Here is a 20,591-nt window from a genome sequence, read left to right as displayed (position 1 = left end):
GATGCTAGAAGTACAGAATCTGTCCATGCGCTTTGGCGGACTCCTGGCAGTGGATCAGGTCTCACTGGACGTTCAGGAACATGAGATTGTCTCTATCATCGGCCCCAACGGGGCCGGCAAAACCACCGTATTCAACTGCATGAGCGGTTTTTACAAGCCCACAGGCGGGAAAATCCTGTTTGAAGACCGGGAGATTCAGGGCACGCCGGATTATCGGATTTCCCGGCTGGGCATGGTGCGCACGTTCCAGCACGTACGCTTGTTCAACAGCATGACGGTGGTGGAGAACCTGCTGGTGGCCCAGCACCGTCATCTGAACACCAACCTGGTTTCCGGATTGCTGCGGACACCGAATTACCGTGCCCAGGAGCAAAAATCCCTGGACCGCGCCTCATACTGGCTGAAGCGGGTGGGGTTGCTGGAGCTGGCGAACGTGGACGCCGGCAACCTGGCTTACGGCCAGCAACGGCGGCTGGAGATTGCCCGCTGCATGGTGACCGAGCCGAAACTGCTGATGCTGGATGAGCCGGCTGCGGGCCTGAACCCATCAGAAACCCGCGACCTCAATCAGCTGATCGTCAGCCTGAAAGAGGATTACAACGTCTCGGTGGTGCTCATCGAACACGACATGAGCCTGGTCATGGACATTTCCGACCGCATCAACGTCATCAATCAGGGGCGCCCCCTGGCCAGTGGCACGCCGGACGAAATCCGCAACAACGATGACGTCATCAAAGCGTATCTGGGTGAGGCCTGAACCATGTCAATGTTAGTACTTGAGGATGTCCATACCCACTATGGCAAGATCGAAGCGCTCCACGGGGTATCCGTGGAGGTCAACAAAGGGGAGATCGTTTCACTGATTGGTGCCAACGGTGCCGGCAAAACCACCTTGCTGATGACCGTATGCGGAAGCCCCCAGGCCAGCTCTGGCCGGGTCATTCTGGAAGGACGGGACATTACCCGGGATCCCACCGCCAGCATCATGCGGTCGGGTATCGCCATTGTGCCCGAAGGCCGGAGGGTGTTCTCCGGCCTGACGGTGGAAGAAAACCTCCACATGGGCGGATTTTTCAACACCAAAGCGGAGATCCGCAAAAGCCAGGATCATGTGTACGACCTGTTTCCGCGACTCAAGGAGCGGGAGCACCAGCGTGCCGGCACCATGTCCGGGGGCGAGCAGCAGATGCTGGCGATTGGCCGCGCGCTGATGAGCAAGCCCAGCATGATCATTCTGGACGAACCGTCTCTGGGGCTTGCCCCGCTGGTGATCAAACAGATCTTCGAGATCATCGGTCAGCTGCGGGAAGAGGGGATCACGGTGTTTCTGGTGGAGCAGAACGCTCACCAGGCACTGAACCTGGCAGACCGCGGCTACGTGCTGGAGACCGGCAGGATCCGCCTGCACGATACCGGGAAGAATCTGCTGGCAAACCCAGACGTGCAGAATGCCTACCTGGGCGGCTGATTCGCGCCGGAACTGGAGTCGCAGGTACCAAAAAGCCGGAGCATGCAGCCATGCTCCGGCTTTTTGTTCTGGCACATCCGAGCGCGATTACTTAACGCTCTTGATGGTGCCCTTGTAACCTTCCACGGTCACGTCGATGGTGCCGTACACCAGGTAATCGTTCTTCTTGACGGTGTAACGCGGCGCCACAATGACGTCTGCGCCAGACGCAGAGATGGCATTGAAAGCGGCAGCGGACTTGACCGAAGCCACCGGATCCAGACCACCCAGACCGAACGCGCTGCCGCCGCCGTTACCGTATTCCATACCATCGGCGAACTGGTTGTCGTCGCTCATGGTGAAAAACAGAACCTTGGTAGCAGAAGACTGACCGGTGATCTTCTCGCCCACTTCGATATCAGCCTTGATATCGGTGCCCACGGAACCGTTCAGGGGAACCGGGCTGGAGCTGACGTTCAGGGAAGAGCAGCCGGTCATTGCGCCGGACAGCAGCAGGCTGGATACGATAAGTGCTTTTTTCACAGATAAGACTCCATGTGTTGTGTGTAAGCCTTCATGGCCGCGCGCACTATACCGAAACGCCCTTTTTATAACAATAGTTTCATTTATGAGAATCTTAAAGACGTTTTTGGAATATGAACACGTGATCATATTTCTGCGCTTTTCGGGACAAATCAATAACTCACATCATCACACACTTGCCTTTCCGGGAATTGGACTATACTCACTTGAACGGTCAACCTGTCTCCACGGGAAATCAGTCAGGGCCGTTACCGTGCACGCGCCACCAGGGGGTGGCCGGTGCGGAAAGCGACGAGAGCTAGACCACAACAAGGAGTGGATAATGAAAAAACTGATCGCAGGTGCAATTCTTCTGGGCGCTTCATCCATGGCTTTTGCACAGCCTGGCTGTGGCGTGGGTGCCATGATCTGGAAGGGCCAGTCCGGCATTGCCCCTCACGTTCTGGCCGCAACCACCAACGGCACATTCGGTAACCAGACCTTCGGTATGACCACCGGTACGCTGGGTTGCCAGACCAACCAGTCTGTCCAGTCCATGGCGATGTACATGGACAGCAACATCGACAAGGTCGCCCGTGACATGTCTCGCGGCTCTGGCGAAAACCTCGATACCCTCGCCGTTCTTCTGGGTGTAGACGAAGCGGATCGGGATTCCTTCCGCCAGATCCTGCAGGACAACTTCGCAACCATTTTCCCCAACTCGGAAACCACCTCCGGTGAAGCCGTCGATGCCATCGTGGCGCTGCTGGAAAAAGATCAGACCCTGAGCAAATACGTAGCAGCCTGATCGCTCAATACCAAGGGAACCGGTGCACCAGGGACGGTGCACCTCCCTGCTCCAACCCATCCGCCCAACCCGGATTCGACCGACTATCCATGCGCACTACGCTCCAGTACGGGCTGGCCTTGATCTGGCTGGCATCAGGCACGCCGGTATACGCCAACCCGCTTCCCGACACAGGACAACTGCACGAACACCCCGACTGGCTGACGCTGCTCCACTACCAAAAGAACCGGTACACCAACGGTTACACCAGTCAGGCCGACGACGACGCCTTTTTCCTCAGCGATGACGGCAAACACTCACCCGAGTCGGAACTGCGGACAACCCTGGCAGCGATTTCTGCGCCCGGCGAGGGCGACGGTCATGCCCGCTGCCGTTTTCCGGCCCGGGACCGCTGGCTGAGGGAGCAACTGGCGCTGCCGGAGACGGACATTGAATGTCCGGAATACGACGACTGGAAAACGACCCTGAACACCGAAACGGTGACACTGGTGTTCGCCGCGTCTTACCTGAACAGCCCGTCGTCCATGTTTGGTCATACGTTCATCCGCCTTGACCCACCCCAGGATGACGACGAGGCCGACCTGTTGCTGGCCAACACTATCTCCTACGCTGCCGACGCCGCGGCCCACGACAGCGAAATCCTGTTCGCCTACAAGGGCATCTTTGGCGGCTATCCCGGCATCACTTCCATCAAACCCTATTACGAGATGGTACGGCTGTACTCGGACATCGAGCATCGGGACCTGTGGGAATACCAGCTCAACCTGACCCAGGACGAAGTGGACTTCATGCTCGCCCACGCATGGGAACTGAGAGACATCAATTTTGACTACTACTTCTTTGACGAGAACTGCGCTTACCGCCTGCTGGCGCTGATTGACGTGGCGCGCCCGGGCACCGACCTGCTGGATGAAGTCAGCACCCATGCCATTCCCTCGGACACCGTGCGCTGGGTGGTCGACAAGGAGCTGGTGCAGGAAGTGAAATACCGTCCCTCTGCCGCCACCAGTGTGACTCACTCCCTGAACACCTTGCCGGGGGACCACCAGACCCTCGCGTCGGCCGTGGCCAATGGCTACGTGGCGGTGGACTCGCAGGAGGTCAACCGGCTCCCCGACCGTGAGCGGGCACACCTGCTGGACGCCACCTACGACTATGTGCGCTACCAGAGCGAAGCCGACGCCTGGCCCCGGGAACACGCCGCGCCGCTGTCACACGCCCTGCTACGAACCCGCAGCCAGATCCGCGACGTTGCCGCCGCCGACAAGCCTCCAGAACCAGAGGTGCGCGACGACCAGGGCCACGACACCTTCCGCTTCAGTGTGGGCGGCGGTCGCATGGGTGAACGCAACTTCAGCCAGTTGACCCTGCGTCCGGCCTATCATGACGTATTGGACCCGCCCGCCGGCTATCGCAGTGGCGCCCAACTCCAGTTCCTGCGCCTGGACGCCCGTTATTACACCGATAACGACGAGTTGCAGATGGAACAGATCGTAGGCGTGGAAATCCGCTCCCTGTCACCCCGTACCCCCTTCTTCTCACCGCTGTCGTGGCAGGTGGGCTTCGGCGGCCGCCGCACCGACACCGAAACCGACCGCGTGTTCACACCCTACCTGGAAGGCGGTGCAGGCGGCAGCTGGATGCTGGGCGCGAAGATGCAGGCGTTCGCCCTGGCCACCGCCGACCTGGAGATCGACAACGACCTCAACAAAGGCTACGACGCCGCACCCGGCGCCGACCTGGGACTGCTGCACCAGAACAACCGCTTCAGCCTGATGGCCGGGGTAAAAACCAAAGCCTGGATCGTGGGCAACCAGCACCGCCAGGATCAACTTTACACCCGGGCCGGCTGGCACCTCGGACGGGATTTCAGTCTGTTCGGTGAATTCACCCGGGAAGACCACTACGACAGGTACCGCACCACATGGCAACTGGGACTGCACGCCTACTTCTGAAGACGCTCACAGGTATCACTCTGGCCCTGACCCTGCTGCTGCAAACCGGTTGCAGCAGCGTGTTTTTCTACCCGGACAGAGTCACCTACATCACCCCCGACCGGCTCAACCTGGAGTATGAGGACGTCCTCCTCGACACCGGCGACGGCGAAACCCTCCACGGCTGGTGGCTGCCCGCTGACGCCCCTGAGGACAGCGCCAAAGGCACCGTCTACTTTCTCCATGGTAACGCCCAGAACATCAGCAGCCACCTGATGAACGTCGCCTGGCTGCCCGGCAAAGGCTACAACGTCTTCCTCATCGACTACCGCGGCTACGGCCGCTCCACCGGCGCGCCGGACATCGAAGGCACCCTGCACGACAGCGAAACCGGCCTGCGCTGGCTGATGGCGCAGCCGCAAACCGACGGCGCCCCGGTTTACCTCCTTGGCCAGAGCCTGGGCGGCGCGCTGGGCATCGCCCTCGCCAGCGAATGGATACAGCGCAAGGAGAAGCCCGCTCTCAACGGTGTCATCCTCGACGGCACCTTCTCGGGCTTTCGCGGCATCGCCCGGGAAAAGCTGGGCAGCTTCTGGCTGACCTGGCCGTTCCAGATTCCCCTTAGCTGGACCATCACCGACAAGTACGAGGGCGTGGACCATATCGGCCGCATCAGCCCGGTGCCGTTGATGGTGATTCACAGCCAGCGAGACGGGATTATTCCGTTTCATCACGGCGAGGCGTTGTATGAGGCGGCAGAGGAGCCCAAACAGTTTCTGCCAACGGACACGCCTCATGCGGCGACGTTTGTGATTCCGGCTTATAAAGAGGTTGTTTTAGGATTCATGAGTAGGCATCGCTGAACCGGGGGACGGGGTTGCACGAGAGCAAAAAAAGCCCGCCAGACTCCGAAAAGTGGCGGGCTTTTTTGTCGGATGACGCCTACGGTTCATCCGACCTACCTGAAGGGGTAAACCTTAGTCAGAGAAATCAGTGGGCTGATCGCCTTCCTTGATTTCTTTCATGGACAGCTTCACGCGACCACGGTTGTCCACATCCAGCACCTTGACCAGAACTTCCTGACCTTCGCTCAGCACGTCAGTCACGTTCTCGATGCGTTGATCGGAGATCTGGGAAATGTGCACCAGACCGTCTTTGCCCGGCAGGATGTTCACAAAGGCACCGAAGTCCACAATGCGCTCAACGCGACCCTTGTAGATAGCGCCAACCTCGATCTCCGCCGTGATTTCCTTGACCCGGTTCACCGCCGCCTGGGCCGCTTCCTGGTTGTCTGCGTAGATCTTCACGTTGCCGTCGTCATCCAGATCAATGGAAGCACCGGTCTCGTCACAGATCGAACGGATCATCGAGCCGCCCTTACCGATCACGTCACGGATCTTCTCTGGATTGATCTTGATGGTGGTGATGCTCGGCGCACGGGCAGACAGCTCGGCACGTGGCTCGGAAATCACCTTGTTCATCTCGTCAAGGATGTGCAGACGCGCGGCATGGGCCTGCTCAAGTGCCAGCTCCATGATCTCGTCGGTGATACCGTTGATCTTGATATCCATTTGCAGGGCGGTCACACCCTCTTTGGTACCGGCAACCTTGAAGTCCATGTCGCCCAGGTGATCTTCATCACCCAGGATGTCGGTCAGAATCGCGAACTTGTCGCCTTCCTTGACCAGACCCATAGCAATACCGGCCACCGGCGCCTTGATCGGCACACCGGCATCCATCAGCGCGAGACTGGAACCACAAACCGACGCCATGGAGCTGGAGCCGTTGGATTCAGTGATCTCAGACACCGCACGAATCGCGTACGGGAATTCTTCCAGCGTCGGCATGACTGCCAGCACGCCACGCTTGGCCAGGCGACCATGGCCCACTTCACGACGGCCCGGCGTACCCACACGGCCCGCTTCACCAACCGAGTACGGAGGGAAATTGTAGTGGAACAGGAACGGGTCCTTGCGCTCGCCTTCCAGCGCGTCAATGATCTGCACGTCGCGGGAGGTACCCAGCGTAGTGGTCACGATAGCCTGGGTCTCACCACGGGTGAACAGCGCCGAACCGTGCACGCTGGGCAACACACCCACTTCGATCTGGATCGGGCGCACGGTCTTGGTGTCACGGCCATCGATACGCGGCTTGCCGTCAATCACCTGCTGACGCACAACCGACTTCTCGACCTTGCCGAAATACTTTTTCACGTCATCGGCAGAAGGCTGGCCTTCTTCTTCACCGGCCAGCTTCTCAACCAGCGCCGACTTGATCTCGCCCAGACGCGCATAACGCTCCATCTTGTCGCGGATACCATACGCTTCTTCAATCGCCGCAGACGCTTCCGCTTTGACCGCGCTCATCAGCTCGGTGTTTTCGACAGCCGGCTGCCAGTCCCAACGGGGCTTACCGGTTTCAGCGGCAAATTCCTTGATGGCAGTAACGGCAACCTGCATTTCCTGGTGAGCGTACAGAACAGCACCCAGCATCTGGTCTTCGGTCAGGCCCTTGGCTTCGGATTCAACCATCAGCACCGCGTCTTCAGTACCGGCAACCACCATGTCCAGCAGTGAGGATTGCAGCTCTTCGAAGGTCGGGTTCAGAAAGTAGCCACGCTCGTTGGTGTAGCCAACGCGGGAGGCGCCGATCGGGCCGTCAAACGGAATACCGGAGATGGACAGGGCCGCAGACGCCGCCAGCATCGCGGCAATATCCGGATCCTGGTTCTTGCTGGACGACATAACCGTGGTGATGACCTGAACTTCGTTCATGAAGCCGTTCGGGAACAGCGGACGAATCGGACGGTCGATCAGACGGGACGTCAGGGTTTCTTTCTCGGAAGGACGACCTTCACGCTTGAAGAAACCACCGGGGATTTTACCAACAGCGTAGGTCTTCTCGAAGTAGTTCACAGTCAGCGGGAAGAACGGCTGACCCGGCTTGGCTTCCTTGGCACCAACCACGGTACCCAGAACGGAAATGTCGTCGATGGTGACGAGCACAGAACCGGTTGCCTGACGGGCAATACGGCCGGTTTCCAGGGTGACGGTCTTGCCGCCGAGCTCAAAACTTTTTCTTACGGGATTCAGATCCACGGTAACTCCTGAAATTATCTTGTCCAAATTGACGCGGCCACTTCGCCCCTGCGAACCGACCGTTACCTCTGCAGGACAATGACATGTGATCTGAAGGCAACCCGTCTGAAAGCTAACAGGCTGTTGCAAAACCCCGGAGACTGAAACTGATTGCCCGAAGACAATTTCCCGGCCGGGCTTTTCAACAACCTGCTATCAATTTCGGCTTTCCATGACGACAGGGAATCCCCCGTTGATCACTGACACACTCGCTGCAGTTTTACTGATTTGAGAAAAGCACAACTGGCGGGGCACCCAAGGCACCCCGCCAGTTGGTGGCCAGTCAGCCCGGTAAAGGGCCACTGGCCGTCAGGTCGTTTGACGACCGGATTAGCGACGCAGACCAAGACGCTGGATGAGTTCCAGGTAACGGTCAGCGTTCTTACGCTTGAGGTAGTCCAGCAGCTTACGACGCTGGTTTACCATCCGGATCAGACCACGGCGGGAATGATGATCCTGCTTGTTGGTCTTGAAGTGATCCTGCAGCTTGTTGATGTTAGCGCTCAGCAGTGCCACCTGAACTTCAGGGGAACCGGTATCGCTATCAGCTTGCTGAAAATCCTTAACGATCTGTGCTTTCTCGTTGGCAGACAATGCCATAACTCACCTCATGGTTTGCGATGCTATTGAATACGGCCGAACCACGCATCTCTACAGCCCGGCTAACCGACGTCCGCGGCAATGCCCGCGTCAGCCGTTCTTCACCAGCCGGCGAGGCACCAGCTTGGTGACCTCCCCTTCCGGGAAAGCTTCTGCCAGCCCGACAAAGCGTTCATCGCCATACAGACGAACAAACCCTTCATCCAACTGGTCCGATATTCTAACTGGTTGGCCGTTAATAATCGACATCAACGCCGGCCCGCTCAGTGCCCGCTCCGGGAACATCGAAAGCGCCGCATCCGGTGCCACCAGCAAACCGTCCAGACTCTCGTCGCGCTCACGCATGGCTTCGAGCCGGTCCACAGGCACGGCATCCGCGAGCGTAAAGCCCGATGCCATGGTGCGGCGCAAGGCAATGACATGGGCACCGCAGCCGAGCGCTTCACCGATGTCCTCCACCAGCGAGCGAATGTACGTACCCTTGGTGCAGCTGACGGCAATATCCAGCTCATCTTCGCGAACATCCAACAAGGTCAGTTCGTAGATGGTCACCGGGCGCGCCGGACGCTCGATCTCGATGCCCTCGCGGGCGTATTCGTAGAGCGGGCGCCCCTTGTGCTTGAGCGCCGAGTACATCGAGGGCACCTGCTGGATGGCTCCGCGGAAACGGTCGAGAACCGGCTCCAGGGCCGCGGCATCGAGGCCGGCCGGAACCGGCTTTTGCTCAACCACGGCGCCTTCGCTGTCCCCGGTCTCCGTACGCACACCCAACCTGGCCGTGGCGATGTAGGCCTTGTCACTGTCCAGCATCATCTGGGAAAACTTGGTCGCCTCCCCGAAGCACAGCGGGAGCACCCCGGTCGCCAGCGGGTCCAACGCGCCAGTGTGGCCCGCCTTGGCCGCCCCGAACAGGCGCTTTACCTGCTGCAGAATGCCATTGGAGGTAACATCCTGCGGCTTGTCGATGACCAGGATACCGTTGACATCACGGCCTTTGCGTCGGCGACTCAAGCGTCTCGCTCCGGATCGTCCGTGGCGTCGTCTTCCCGGGACACCGCCGGCTTGTCGTTAACGGCTTCACGGATCAGGTTATCCATCCGGCGACTGTAGCCCTGCAGGGTATCGAAATGGAAGCGCAACTGCGGCATCACCCGCAGCTTCATCGCCCGCCCCACCTGGCCACGCAGGAATCCGGACGCTTTGTTCAGCGCCCCCAGGGATGCCTTGACCTCGGGAGACTCCTCGGTCAGCTCCTCGGTCGACAGCAGCGACACGTAGATATCGGCATACCCCAGATCGCGGCTCACCTTAACGGCATTCACGGTGACCATGCCGACCCGCGGGTCTTTGACCTCCCGCTGGATCAGCTGGGCCAGTTCACGCTGCATCTGATCGCCGATGCGATCAACACGACTGAACTCTCTAGGCATCAGACTTCCTTTAGGTTCAGAGGCATCACGCGCCGGTGGACTCGAGCTTGCGCTCGACTCTGACGCGATCGAACACTTCGATCTGGTCACCGACCTTGACGTCGTAGCCCTTGACGCCGATACCACACTCCATGCCGTTGCGGACCTCCGGTACGTCATCCTTGAAGCGACGCAGGGATTCCAGCTCGCCCTCGAAGATAACCACGTTGTCACGCAGGACACGGATCGGCTTGTTACGGTAAACGTTGCCCTCGATCACCATGCAGCCAGCTACCTGACCGAACTTCGGTGAGCGGAACACGTCACGCACATCGGCAATGCCCACGATATCTTCGCGGAATTCCGGTGCCAGCATGCCGGTCAGGGCCGCTTTCACGTCATCAATCAGGTTGTAGATGATGCTGTAGTAGCGAAGATCCAGACCTTCCTGCTCCACCAGACGCTTCGATGCGGTATCCGCACGAACGTTGAAGCCGAAGATGACCGCGTTGGTTGCCATGGCCAGGCTCACATCCGTCTCGGCAATACCACCGACACCGGAGGATACGATCTTGACCTGGACCTCGTCGTTGCCCAGATCCTGAAGCGCCTTGATGATGGCTTCCAGGGAACCACGAACATCGGTTTTCAGGACCACGTTGAGGGTTTTCACCTCGTCCTTGCCCATGTTCTCAAACAGGTTCTCGAGCTTGGCCGCCTGCTGACGCTGCAAGCGCTGCTCGCGCTCACGGGTCTGACGGAACTCCGCCAGCTCTTTCGCCTTGCGCTCGTCCGCAACCGCGAAGAACTCGTCACCGGCATCCGGCGTGCCGTTCAGGCCAAGAATCTCCACTGGAATGGACGGACCAGCTTCCTTACTGGGCTTGCCCGCTTCGTCCGTCATGGCGCGCACCTTACCGAAGTAGGAACCCGCGACCACCATGTCACCCTGACGCAGGGTACCGTTCTGTACCAGCACGGTGGCTACGGAGCCACGGCCACGTTCCAGGCTGGACTCGACCACCACACCCTTCGCCGGGGCGTCCGGAGAGGCCTCGAGCTCGAGGATTTCGGCCTGCAACACCAGCGCTTCCAGCAGGTTGTCGATACCTTCACCGGTGTGCGCGGAGACCGGCACGAACTGAACGTCACCGCCCCAGTCTTCCGGAATGACTTCCAGCGCCGCCAGTTCGTTCTTGATGCGGTCAGGATCGGCTTCTTCCTTGTCCATCTTGTTGATGGCCACCACGATCGGCACACCGGCGGAACGGGCATGTTGCACCGCTTCCTTGGTCTGCGGCATCACGCCGTCGTCAGCAGCAACCACCAGCACCACAATATCGGTGCACTGGGCGCCACGGGCGCGCATCGCGGTGAATGCCGCGTGGCCCGGGGTATCGAGGAACGACACCATGCCGTGATCGGTTTCCACGTGATAGGCACCGATGTGCTGGGTAATGCCACCGGACTCACCGGAAGCCACCTTGGTGCGACGGATGTAATCCAGCAACGAGGTTTTACCGTGGTCAACGTGACCCATCACACTGACGACCGGAGCGCGCTTGGCCTTCTCCTTGCCCTCGAAGGAGAATTCGCTCAGAACCTCCTCCTCGAACGCATCCTCGCTGACCAGCTTCGGGGTATGCCCCAGCTCTTCGGTCACCAGAACGGCGGTTTCCTGGTCCAGTGCCTGGTTGATGGTGGCCATGACGCCCATACCCATCAGTGTCTTGATTACGTCTGCCGACTTGACTGCCATTCTCTGGGCAAGGTCGCCAACCGTAATGGTCTCGGGAATCTGTACTTCTCTAACCATTGGTTTGGTCGGTCTCTCAAAGGCGTGGCGTTTCTCTTTCGGTTTCTTCTTCGCACGCAGCGGCTTGCGCAGCGTGGTGTCTTCCTCGTCCTCGCTGATGATCAGCGGTTCGTCAACCGGGCGGCTGCGGGGTCCGCGATGGCCCGCCGACTTTTTCTTCGGCTTACCCTCGTCCGGCTCATCACCGCGCTCACGCACTTTTTCTTTCTTTTTCTTCGGCTTGCGGTCTTTGCCCTCGCCCTCTTCAGGCGGCGGAATCGGCATATCTTCCGGAGCCGGAATCGTGACTTCTTCCTCTTTCTTCGCGGCCTTGGCTGCGGGCTTCTCTTCCGCCGGCGCCTGGTCGGCGACCGTTTCTTCTGCTGGAGAGGTCGCCTGCGTTTCCGCCTGCGGTGCCTGCTCCGCGGTCACCTGCGGCGCTTCTTCAGCCACCGGTTGCGTCGCCGGAGTCTCAACGGCTGCTTCTTCCGCTTTAGCCGCGTCGGCTTCCGGGGCCAGTTCAGCACGCTTGATGTACGTGCGGCGCTTACGAACTTCTACGTTTACGGTTTTGGCGCGGCCAGCTTTCAGAGTGGTGGTGGTTTTACGCTTCAGAGTAATCTTGTTGGGCTCTGCGTTTGTATCACCGTGATTCTTTCTCAGATAAGCCAGCAACTGCTGCTTCTCATCGCTAGAGACAGCATCGTTCTCGGAACGGGCTTGCAGCCCGGCCTCAACGATCTGCTTCAGCAAACGATCCACGGGAGCGCCTACGTCTGCGGCCAGTTGTTTTACCGTTACTTCAGCCATACAGGTCCTCCTCCCGAATTAAGCCTGGTCTTCAAACCAGGGGGCGCGCGCAGTCATAATTAATTGGCCTGCGCGCTCTTCATCCATACCTTCAATTTCGAGCAGATCATCAACTGACTGCTCGGCGAGATCTTCCATGGTACGAACACCGATACCCGCCAACTTGAAGGCGAGACTGCGGTCCATACCGTCCATGCTGAGAAGATCTTCCGCGGGCTCCGAGCCTTCAAGCGCCTCTTCGCTGGCCAGGGCCTGATTCAACAGGACATCCTTGGCACGGCGGCGCAACTCGGTGACGGTGTCTTCGTCGAACCCGTCGATGGCCAGCATTTCTTCCATGGGGACGTACGCCACTTCCTCAATGGACGTAAACCCTTCTTCGATCAGTACGCCGGCAAACTCCTCATCCACATCCAGATTGCTGGTAAAATGCTCGAGCAGGCGGTTGTATTCCTGCTCCTGACGCTCACCCGCTTCCTCTTCCGTCATTACGTTCAGAGTCCAGCCGGTCAGCTCGGTGGCCAGGCGCACATTCTGGCCATTTCGGCCGATGGCCTGGGCGAGATTATCTTCCGCTACGGCCACTTCCATGGTGTGACCGTCTTCGTCCATCACGATGGAGGCGACTTCGGCGGGTGCCATGGCGTTGATCACCAGCTGCGCGGGATTGTCGTCCCACAGCACGATATCAACCCGTTCACCGCCCAGTTCGTTGGACACGGCCTGTACACGGGAGCCCCGCATACCGACACAGGCGCCCACCGGATCAATACGGCGGTCGTTGGTTTTCACCGCGATCTTGGCCCGGGAGCCCGGATCCCGGGCAGCGCCACGAATCTCGATCAGCTCCTCGGCGATTTCAGGTACTTCGATACGGAACAGTTCGATCAGCATCTGCGCATCGGTGCGGCTGAGAATCAGCTGCGGACCACGGTGATCGGTCCGGATCTCCAGCAACAGGGAGCGAACGCGATCGCCCATGCGGAAGGTCTCGCGTGCAATCAGATGCTCGCGGGGTAGCAGCGCTTCGGCGTTGGCGCCGAGATCCACAATCACGTTGTCACGGGTCACTTTCTTGACCGTTCCGGATACCAGCTCGCCCACGCGATCACGGTAGCTGTCCACGATCTTGGTGCGCTCGGCTTCGCGAACCTTCTGGAAAATGATCTGCTTCGCGGCCTGCGCACCGATACGACCGAAGGCTACCGATTCGGTTTTCTCTTCGTGGATATCACCAGGCTTCAGCGCGGTGTCAATTTCTTCCGCCTCCTGCAGTGTCAGCTCGGTGCCCAGCGCCGGTACCGCATCATTGTCCACCACCAGCCAGCGGCGGAAGGTTTCGTATTCGCCGGTGCGACGATCAATGGAGACCCGGATATCAGCCTCTTCGTCGTCGTAGCGTTTTTTGGCAGCGGTGGCGAGCGCCAGCTCGATTGCTTCAAAAATCACATCTTTCTCGACACCTTTTTCGTTCGAGACGGATTCGACCACCAGCAAGATCTCTTTACTCATTGGATTGCCCTGCCCTTAAAAATAAACTTTGCATCCACCGACTTACTCAAAAACCGGAACGATGTTGGCTTTCTCGATACTGTCGAACGGCAACAGATACTCGTGGTCGTCAACCACGATCACCACGTCGTCACCCTCCACGCCCTTGATCAGGCCCTGAAATTTGCGACGCCCCTCAAAAGCCATTCGCAGCTTCAACTGAACCTTGTGCCCGGCAAACGCCTGGTACTGTTCGGGGCGAAACAGCGGCCGGTCCATGCCCGGAGATGACACCTCCAGGGTATATTCCGTCTGGATGGGGTCTTCCACATCCATCACGCCGCTGGCTTGCCGACTGACCTTTTCACAGTCGTCTACGCCGATGCCGTTTTCCGCATCGTCGATAAAGATTCGTAGCAGGGATTCATGGCCCCGGGCGCGAAATTCAATACCCCAGAACTCGTACCCCAGGCCTTCAACCACCGGCCTCAGTATGTCTTCCAGTTGCTTTAGCTTGGCTGACAAGGTTTCGCTGTCTCCATCTCTTGATTTTCAGAACCCGAATACGTTTCGACGCCCATAAATTTCCGAACCCCGAAAACAAAAAAAGGGCTGTTTATCAGCCCTTTTTATGCACCAGGACCTGATGCGCCAGGCCCCTTAATCAAAAAGCCCCTAACGAGTGGGGCCTTTTGTTGCAAGAACTCACAGGAAACATACCCATCCAGACCGCTTCCTGCTGACAGACACCTGGCCTGTCTGGAGCCGCTTCGATAACCCGAAGCCTACCCCAATATCCGCCGGAGTATAGAGACGCCGGCAAGACTGGTCAAGGACTGACCAAAAAAAACGGCCTGGGAAATCCAAGCCGTTTTTCTTCAATATGGTGCCCAAGGCCGGACTCGAACCGGCACGGCTTTCGCCACTACCCCCTCAAGATAGCGTGTCTACCAGTTCCACCACTTGGGCAACAACCTTACTCGAGCTCGGGAAGTTCATCTGAGGGCTCCCCGCTCTCGCTTTCACTTTGCTCAACATCGGCAGGGGCAGAGGAACGGGGAGACTCCTGAACGACCGGAATACCGGCCTGTCCAGCGACTTCCGCACGCTGCTTGGCGAAGATTGCCAGTGAAAAACTCGTCACAAAAAACACAACCGCCAAAAACGTGGTCATGCGCGTCAGGAAGCTACCGCTACCCTGACTACCGAATACCGTCTGTGAGGCACCGCCGCCAAAGGCCGCGCCGGCATCAGCGCCCTTGCCCTGCTGGATCAGCACCAGACCCACCAGCGCCACGGCGATAACCACGTGCACAACGACTACCAGTGTTTCTACCCAATCCATAAAGACTCTCTAATGACTCTTGCTAATGGCTTTTACAAACCTTTAACGTTCAGGACCCGCCGGCATAGCCTGGCAGATACTCATGAAATCTGTTGCAACCAACGATGCCCCGCCGATCAACCCGCCGTCAATATCCGGCTCGGCAAAAAGCGCGGCTGCATTATCCGCTTTTACACTGCCGCCGTAAAGCAGGGAAATGGCTTCGGCTGGCGCACCCATGTCGCTCAGAACGCTCCGGATAGACTGATGCATGGCCTGGGCGTCACTGGATGTAGCGGTTTTTCCCGTGCCGATGGCCCAGACGGGCTCATACGCCACCACAATCTTCTGCCACTCGCTACCCGACACATTGCCCAAACCCTTGCGAACCTGCGTGGCGACAACCTCTTCGGCCTGCCCCGCCTCACGCTCAGCCAGCGTCTCGCCGACACACACAATGGCGACAACCCCTTGCGACAACAGCTGTGTTACTTTTTCCGCAACCACAGCGTCTGTTTCAGCGAACAGTTGTCTGCGTTCAGAGTGTCCTACCAGCGCGTAGCGGCACCCGCAGTCTCTGGCCATCGCCGCTGACACCTCACCGGTGTAGGCTCCGGAATCCCAACGGGCCACGTTCTGCACGCCGACTGCAATCTGCGCACCCGCCAGAGACGTCACATCCCCGATATACAGGGCGGGAGGAATAATAACAGCCTCCACACCATTATCAAGCGACGGCAACTCTGACCGGACATAGCCCACCAGGTTTTCCACCAGGTCTCTCGACCCGTTCATTTTCCAGTTTCCGGCTACGATCTTACGGCGCATAACAGCCCCCATATGCAAGGGAGGGCGCACTATACAGCAGTCCACCCGACCAGACAACACTCCCGCGCCAGTTACTCAGCTGCGGGAGTTCTCGACAACTGCCGCCAGCTCTTCCGCTATGCGGTTGATTTCGGACGCATCCTGCCCTTCCGTCATGACCCGGATCAGCGGCTCCGTGCCAGAGGCCCGCAGCAACACCCGACCAGTCTTCCCGAGGTGCGACTCCGCTTTGTGCACGGCGCTGACAATGTCTTCCCGTGACAACGGATCGAAGCGTTTGGCGACCCGCACATTGATCATCGTCTGCGGCAACTTGCTCATGCCCTTACGGACCTCGGCGAGAGTCTTGCCCGTGCGCCGCACCGAGAGCAACACCTGCAGCGCGGACACAATGCCGTCGCCAGTAGATGTGCAGTCCCGGATCACCATATGGCCAGAACCCTCGCCGCCGAGCAACCAGCCATTTTGCAACAGCCGCTCCATGACGTAGCGATCCCCCACCTTGGCGCGCTCGAAATCAATGCCCTGCTCCCGCAGAGCCAGTTCCACTCCCAGGTTGGTCATCAGGGTGCCGACCACGCCACCATTCAGAGTGCCGGCGGCATGGCGCTGGGTGGCAATAACGAAGAGCAGCTCATCGCCGTCCACTTCTGTACCATCGCCATCTACCATGAGCACGCGATCCCCGTCACCGTCAAAGGCAATACCCAGGTCGGCTTTCTTTTCCAGCACCGTTTGCTTGAGCGCGTCCAGATGGGTAGACCCGACATCCTTGTTGATATTCAGCCCGTCCGGGTCGGCCCCAATTGTCGACACCTTCGCACCCAACTCACGAAACACCTTCGGGGCAACGTGGTAGGTGGCGCCGTGAGCACAATCAAGGACGATATGGAGGCCCTCGAGAGTGAACTCGTTGGGCACCGTACTCTTACAGAATTCCACGTACCGGCCCGGCGCGTCGTCCACCCGCGACGCCTTACCCAGATCTGACGACTCACACACCCGGATAGGCTCGTCCAACCAGCGCTCAATCTCCGACTCCAGGGCATCGTCGAGCTTGGTGCCGTTGGCGGAGAAAAACTTGATGCCGTTGTCATAATGGGGGTTGTGGGAGGCGCTGATCACAATGCCCGCTGATGCACGAAACGTACGGGTGAGGTAGGCGATGGCCGGCGTGGGCATCGGCCCGAGCAGCTTCACATCCACGCCCGCCGCGGATAAACCTGCCTCCAGCGCGGATTCGAACATGTAGCCGGAGATCCGCGTGTCCTTGCCGATCAACACACTGTTGCGCTGACCGGCACGCTTGAAGGCCTGACCGGCCGCCCAACCCAGATGCAGCATGAATTCGGGGGTAATAGGGTGCTCACCCACACGGCCTCGGATGCCGTCTGTGCCAAAATATTTTCTGTCGGTCATCGACCTGCCTCCTTCATCGCCGCCACCACACGGACAGCGTCTGCGGTTTCCCTGACGTCGTGGGCGCGAATAATCGATGCGCCCTTCATAGCCGCTATTGTCGCGGCAGCAAGACTTGCGGGCAACCGTTCATTCACGTCATGCCCGGTGATTTGGCCCAGCATGCTTTTTCGGGAAATCCCCACCAGCAGCGGATGACCCAGTATGTGCAGCTGCTCCAGCGACGCCAGCAACTCGATATTGTGCTCGAGGCGCTTGCCGAACCCGAAGCCCGGATCCAGGATGATGTGCTCAGACCGAACTCCGGCCGCTTCGACCACGCGCATGCGCTCGGTCAGGAAAGAACTGACGTCGCGGCGCACGTTCCGGTAGGCGGGATTGTCCTGCATGGAGTCCGGCTCGCCCTGAATGTGCATCAGACACACGGGAATATCGGCTGCGGCGGCGGCCTCCGGCGCACCGGCGCGCTGCAGCGCCCGCACATCGTTGATCATACCGGCGCCCAACCTCGCGGCCTCTGCCATCACCTCAGGCGCGCTGGTGTCGACTGAGATAATGGTATCCAGCTCGCGGGCAATCGCCTCGACGACCGGGCAGACCCGGTCGAGCTCCTCGGCCACGGACACCGGTTGCGCTCCCGGCCGGGTGGACTCGCCACCCACATCGATAAAGGTTGCACCATCGGCCACCATTTCACGGGCACGGGCCAGCGCGGCATCCGGCGCGTTGAACCTACCGCCGTCGGAAAAGGAGTCCGGGGTGACATTGAGTATGCCCATCACGTAGCAACGGGACATGGTCAGCATCCGACCGGCAAAGTTGATCTCCATAGCCAACCCTTGTGAATCTGCACAAATACAAACGCCGCCCCTGGAGGGGCGGCGCAGTCAATTCAAACTAATATCTTCGCGGCGTGGACTCAGTGCTCGCCGGCTGGGCGCCCAACGCCCGGCTGCTTGCCGTCGTCCGAGTTTCGCGGTGCCGGCGCGGCCTCTGGCTCTTCCGCTGATACACCACCAGTCGGCCCGCTGTCACCCCAGCCTTTCGGCGGGCGGGGTACCCGACCTTCCATGATGTCGTCAATCTGGAAGCGATCGATGGTTTCGTACTTCATCAACGCATCTGCCATCAGGTCCAGCTTGTCACGGTTATCCACCAGCAGCTGCTTGGCCTTCTCGTAGCACTCATCAATGATGTTGCGAACTTCTTCATCGATGCGCTGAGCCGTCTCCGGCGAGTACACCGTCTGGCTTTGCCCGGCGGAACGACCAAGAAACGGCTCTTCGCTGTCGGTGTCGTACTGCAGCGGACCCAGCTTCTCGGACAAACCCCAGCGGGTGACCATATTACGGGCCAGACTGGTGGCACGCTCAATGTCGTTGGACGCTCCGGTAGTGACACCATCGAAGCCCAGGGTCAGTTCTTCCGCAATTCGGCCACCGAACAGGCTGCAAATGGAGCTGGTAAGGAACCGCTTACTGTGACTGTACTTGTCCTCTTCCGGCAGGAACATGGTCACGCCCAGAGCCCGTCCGCGGGGAATGATGCTGACCTTGTAGACCGGGTCGTGCTCCGGCGTCAGACGACCCACAATGGCGTGGCCGGACTCGTGATACGCGGTGTTCCGCTTTTCTTTCTCGCTCATCACCATGGACTTGCGCTCGGCGCCCATCATGATCTTGTCTTTGGCGAGCTCGAATTCTTCCATCGATACCAGGCGCTGGTTACGACGCGCCGCGAACAGGGCGGCCTCGTTCACCAGGTTGGCCAGGTCAGCGCCGGAGAAACCCGGGGTGCCGCGGGCAATCAGCGCCGGCTCAACACCATCCGAGAGCGGCACTTTCTTCATGTGCACCTTGAGAATCTGCTCGCGGCCGATGATGTCCGGCAGGCCAACCACGACCTGGCGGTCAAAACGACCGGGGCGCAGCAGCGCGGGGTCCAGAACATCCGGACGGTTGGTGGCGGCGATTACGATAACGCCCTCGTTACCCTCAAAGCCGTCCATCTCAACCAGCAACTGGTTCAGTGTCTGCTCGCGCTCGTCGTGACCGCCGCCCATGCCGGCGCCACGATGACGGCCAACCGCATCAATCTCGTCAATAAAGATGATGCAGGGGCTCTGTTTCTTGGCCTGCTCGAACATGTCGCGAACCCGGGATGCGCCAACGCCCACGAACATCTCCACGAAGTCCGAACCGGAGATCGAGAAAAACGGCACTTTGGCTTCGCCGGCAATGGCCTTGGCCAGCAACGTCTTCCCGGTACCCGGCTGACCGACCATCAATACACCTTTGGGGATGCTGCCGCCGAGACGCTGGAACTTGCTCGGATCGCGCAGGAAATCCACCAGCTCCTTGACGTCTTCCTTGGCCTCATCAACACCCGCCACGTCGGCAAATGTCGTCTTGATCTGATCCTCGCTCATCAGCCGAGCCTTGCTCTTGCCGAACGACATGGGGCCTTTGCCACCGCCACCGCCCTGCATCTGTCGCATGAAAAACACGAACAGCGCGATGATGATCAGAATCGGGAAAGCAGCAACAAGCAACTGGGTCCAGAGGCTCTGGCGTTCTGGCTCTTTGCCGATCACTTCCACCTGGTTGGCGAGCAGATCGTCCATCAGCTTGTTGTCAGCAATCTGCGGGCGGATGGTCTGAAACTGCGACCCGTCGCCACGCGTGCCCTGAATTTGCAGGCCGTCGATGGTCACCTGACGGACCTGTCCGTCCTGCACCATCTCGACAAACTGCGAGTAGTTGAGCTGTTGACCGCTGGTGGTGGGAGAGAAATTCTGAAACACCATCAGCAGTACGGCGGCTATGATTAGCCAGAGAACCAGATTTTTTGCCATATCGTTCAAGGATCGTCACCTGTGAATTGAAAGGTTGACCGTGTTCAGGGAAACCTTTTCGAACACCTTACACCAATTGTACGCCCATCCACCAGAATCAGCCCATCCGTATCTGCCACCGGCCTGCGCCGGCCAACGCTCTCCGTGCGCGATATCACCGATCTGGCTTGCCGGGACTGCTGTCTTAGGCAGTAACGCATTGGCCCTACCACT

At 59.2% G+C, this 20,591-nt stretch carries 18 protein-coding genes and 1 tRNA gene; 5 read left to right on the top strand and 14 right to left on the bottom strand.

Features of this window, described 5'->3' with window-relative positions:
* Window position 1 precedes the first annotated feature (1 nt).
* Window positions 2–757 (top strand): high-affinity branched-chain amino acid ABC transporter ATP-binding protein LivG, encoded by a 756-nt coding sequence (gene livG, locus R0125_RS01825; protein WP_317236924.1) that lies wholly within the window; start codon window positions 2–4, stop codon window positions 755–757.
* A gap of 9 nt (window positions 758–766) precedes the next feature.
* Window positions 767–1,468, top strand: a complete 702-nt coding sequence (locus tag R0125_RS01820) for an ABC transporter ATP-binding protein (protein WP_317237946.1) — start codon at window positions 767–769, stop codon at window positions 1,466–1,468.
* A gap of 87 nt (window positions 1,469–1,555) precedes the next feature.
* On the opposite strand, the gene R0125_RS01815 is transcribed toward R0125_RS01820, so the two are convergent.
* Window positions 1,556–1,990 (bottom strand): hypothetical protein, encoded by a 435-nt coding sequence (locus R0125_RS01815; protein WP_248181331.1) that lies wholly within the window; start codon window positions 1,988–1,990, stop codon window positions 1,556–1,558.
* A 322-nt stretch (window positions 1,991–2,312) separates the two neighbouring features.
* On the opposite strand from R0125_RS01815, the gene R0125_RS01810 reads away from it, so the two are divergent.
* The 3 genes from R0125_RS01810 to R0125_RS01800 all read left to right on the top strand — a co-directional run bounded on the left by R0125_RS01810 (window position 2,313) and on the right by R0125_RS01800 (window position 5,574).
* On the top strand, window positions 2,313–2,777 hold the full coding sequence (locus tag R0125_RS01810; protein ID WP_317236923.1) for a DUF3015 domain-containing protein: 465 nt from the start codon (window positions 2,313–2,315) through the stop codon (window positions 2,775–2,777).
* A gap of 89 nt (window positions 2,778–2,866) precedes the next feature.
* Window positions 2,867–4,732: a DUF4105 domain-containing protein gene (locus R0125_RS01805; RefSeq protein WP_317236922.1), complete on the top strand. Its 1,866-nt coding sequence runs from the start codon at window positions 2,867–2,869 to the stop codon at window positions 4,730–4,732.
* Window positions 4,702–5,574, top strand: coding sequence for an alpha/beta hydrolase (locus R0125_RS01800; RefSeq protein ID WP_317236921.1), 873 nt, complete (start codon window positions 4,702–4,704; stop codon window positions 5,572–5,574). The genes R0125_RS01805 and R0125_RS01800 overlap by 31 nt, the downstream gene beginning before the upstream one ends.
* A gap of 114 nt (window positions 5,575–5,688) precedes the next feature.
* Here the strand turns inward: R0125_RS01800 and pnp are convergent, their stop codons facing one another.
* The 13 genes from pnp to ftsH all read right to left on the bottom strand — a co-directional run bounded on the left by pnp (window position 5,689) and on the right by ftsH (window position 20,387).
* Complete coding sequence (gene pnp / locus R0125_RS01795; RefSeq protein ID WP_248181709.1) at window positions 5,689–7,803, bottom strand: polyribonucleotide nucleotidyltransferase; 2,115 nt, start codon at window positions 7,801–7,803, stop codon at window positions 5,689–5,691.
* A gap of 375 nt (window positions 7,804–8,178) precedes the next feature.
* Complete coding sequence (rpsO, locus tag R0125_RS01790) at window positions 8,179–8,448, bottom strand: 30S ribosomal protein S15 (RefSeq protein ID WP_248181337.1); 270 nt, start codon at window positions 8,446–8,448, stop codon at window positions 8,179–8,181.
* 90 nt (window positions 8,449–8,538) lie between these two features.
* Window positions 8,539–9,459, bottom strand: coding sequence for a tRNA pseudouridine(55) synthase TruB (gene truB, locus R0125_RS01785; protein WP_317236920.1), 921 nt, complete (start codon window positions 9,457–9,459; stop codon window positions 8,539–8,541).
* Window positions 9,456–9,878 (bottom strand): 30S ribosome-binding factor RbfA, encoded by a 423-nt coding sequence (rbfA, locus tag R0125_RS01780; RefSeq protein ID WP_248181340.1) that lies wholly within the window; start codon window positions 9,876–9,878, stop codon window positions 9,456–9,458. Before rbfA ends, truB begins: the two co-directional genes overlap by 4 nt.
* A gap of 25 nt (window positions 9,879–9,903) precedes the next feature.
* Window positions 9,904–12,462, bottom strand: a complete 2,559-nt coding sequence (gene infB, locus R0125_RS01775) for a translation initiation factor IF-2 (protein WP_317236919.1) — start codon at window positions 12,460–12,462, stop codon at window positions 9,904–9,906.
* 18 nt (window positions 12,463–12,480) lie between these two features.
* Complete coding sequence (gene nusA, locus R0125_RS01770; RefSeq protein ID WP_248181343.1) at window positions 12,481–13,974, bottom strand: transcription termination factor NusA; 1,494 nt, start codon at window positions 13,972–13,974, stop codon at window positions 12,481–12,483.
* Between the two features lie 42 nt (window positions 13,975–14,016).
* The gene (gene rimP / locus R0125_RS01765) at window positions 14,017–14,478 is read right to left on the bottom strand and encodes a ribosome maturation factor RimP (RefSeq protein ID WP_248181344.1); all 462 of its coding nucleotides are present in this window, start codon (window positions 14,476–14,478) and stop codon (window positions 14,017–14,019) included.
* A 359-nt stretch (window positions 14,479–14,837) separates the two neighbouring features.
* Window positions 14,838–14,922 (bottom strand) — tRNA-Leu (locus R0125_RS01760).
* A 7-nt stretch (window positions 14,923–14,929) separates the two neighbouring features.
* A complete protein-coding gene (secG, locus tag R0125_RS01755; protein WP_248181345.1) occupies window positions 14,930–15,298 on the bottom strand; it encodes a preprotein translocase subunit SecG in 369 nt (122 codons plus the stop codon).
* A 42-nt stretch (window positions 15,299–15,340) separates the two neighbouring features.
* On the bottom strand, window positions 15,341–16,105 hold the full coding sequence (tpiA, locus tag R0125_RS01750; protein WP_317236918.1) for a triose-phosphate isomerase: 765 nt from the start codon (window positions 16,103–16,105) through the stop codon (window positions 15,341–15,343).
* Window positions 16,106–16,180: 75 nt separating this feature from the next.
* The gene (gene glmM, locus R0125_RS01745; RefSeq protein WP_248181349.1) at window positions 16,181–17,524 is read right to left on the bottom strand and encodes a phosphoglucosamine mutase; all 1,344 of its coding nucleotides are present in this window, start codon (window positions 17,522–17,524) and stop codon (window positions 16,181–16,183) included.
* Complete coding sequence (gene folP, locus R0125_RS01740; RefSeq protein ID WP_317236917.1) at window positions 17,521–18,354, bottom strand: dihydropteroate synthase; 834 nt, start codon at window positions 18,352–18,354, stop codon at window positions 17,521–17,523. Before folP ends, glmM begins: the two co-directional genes overlap by 4 nt.
* An 89-nt stretch (window positions 18,355–18,443) precedes the next feature.
* Window positions 18,444–20,387, bottom strand: coding sequence for an ATP-dependent zinc metalloprotease FtsH (ftsH, locus tag R0125_RS01735; protein WP_248181351.1), 1,944 nt, complete (start codon window positions 20,385–20,387; stop codon window positions 18,444–18,446).
* Window positions 20,388–20,591: the final 204 nt, after the last annotated feature.

Source organism: Marinobacter sp. M-5 (assembly GCF_032911545.1).
GTDB classification, from domain to species: Bacteria; Pseudomonadota; Gammaproteobacteria; order Pseudomonadales; family Oleiphilaceae; genus Marinobacter; species Marinobacter goseongensis.
Note: the sequence above shows the minus strand (reverse complement) of the source record. Positions and strands in the feature narration are given on the sequence as shown.

Excerpts from the sequence above, each read along its gene's own strand:
- livG (WP_317236924.1), top strand. The coding sequence starts at position 2 with ATGCTAGAAGTACAGAATCTGTCCATGCGCTTTGGCGGACTCCTGGCA.
- R0125_RS01820 (WP_317237946.1), top strand. The coding sequence starts at position 767 with ATGTTAGTACTTGAGGATGTCCATACCCACTATGGCAAGATCGAAGCG.
- R0125_RS01810 (WP_317236923.1), top strand. The coding sequence starts at position 2,313 with ATGAAAAAACTGATCGCAGGTGCAATTCTTCTGGGCGCTTCATCCATG.
- R0125_RS01805 (WP_317236922.1), top strand. The coding sequence starts at position 2,867 with ATGCGCACTACGCTCCAGTACGGGCTGGCCTTGATCTGGCTGGCATCA.
- R0125_RS01800 (WP_317236921.1), top strand. The coding sequence starts at position 4,702 with ATGGCAACTGGGACTGCACGCCTACTTCTGAAGACGCTCACAGGTATC.
- rpsO (WP_248181337.1), bottom strand. The coding sequence starts at position 8,448 with ATGGCATTGTCTGCCAACGAGAAAGCACAGATCGTTAAGGATTTTCAG.
- rbfA (WP_248181340.1), bottom strand. The coding sequence starts at position 9,878 with ATGCCTAGAGAGTTCAGTCGTGTTGATCGCATCGGCGATCAGATGCAG.
- infB (WP_317236919.1), bottom strand. The coding sequence starts at position 12,462 with ATGGCTGAAGTAACGGTAAAACAACTGGCCGCAGACGTAGGCGCTCCC.
- nusA (WP_248181343.1), bottom strand. The coding sequence starts at position 13,974 with ATGAGTAAAGAGATCTTGCTGGTGGTCGAATCCGTCTCGAACGAAAAA.
- secG (WP_248181345.1), bottom strand. The coding sequence starts at position 15,298 with ATGGATTGGGTAGAAACACTGGTAGTCGTTGTGCACGTGGTTATCGCC.
- tpiA (WP_317236918.1), bottom strand. The coding sequence starts at position 16,105 with ATGCGCCGTAAGATCGTAGCCGGAAACTGGAAAATGAACGGGTCGAGA.
- glmM (WP_248181349.1), bottom strand. The coding sequence starts at position 17,524 with ATGACCGACAGAAAATATTTTGGCACAGACGGCATCCGAGGCCGTGTG.
- folP (WP_317236917.1), bottom strand. The coding sequence starts at position 18,354 with ATGGAGATCAACTTTGCCGGTCGGATGCTGACCATGTCCCGTTGCTAC.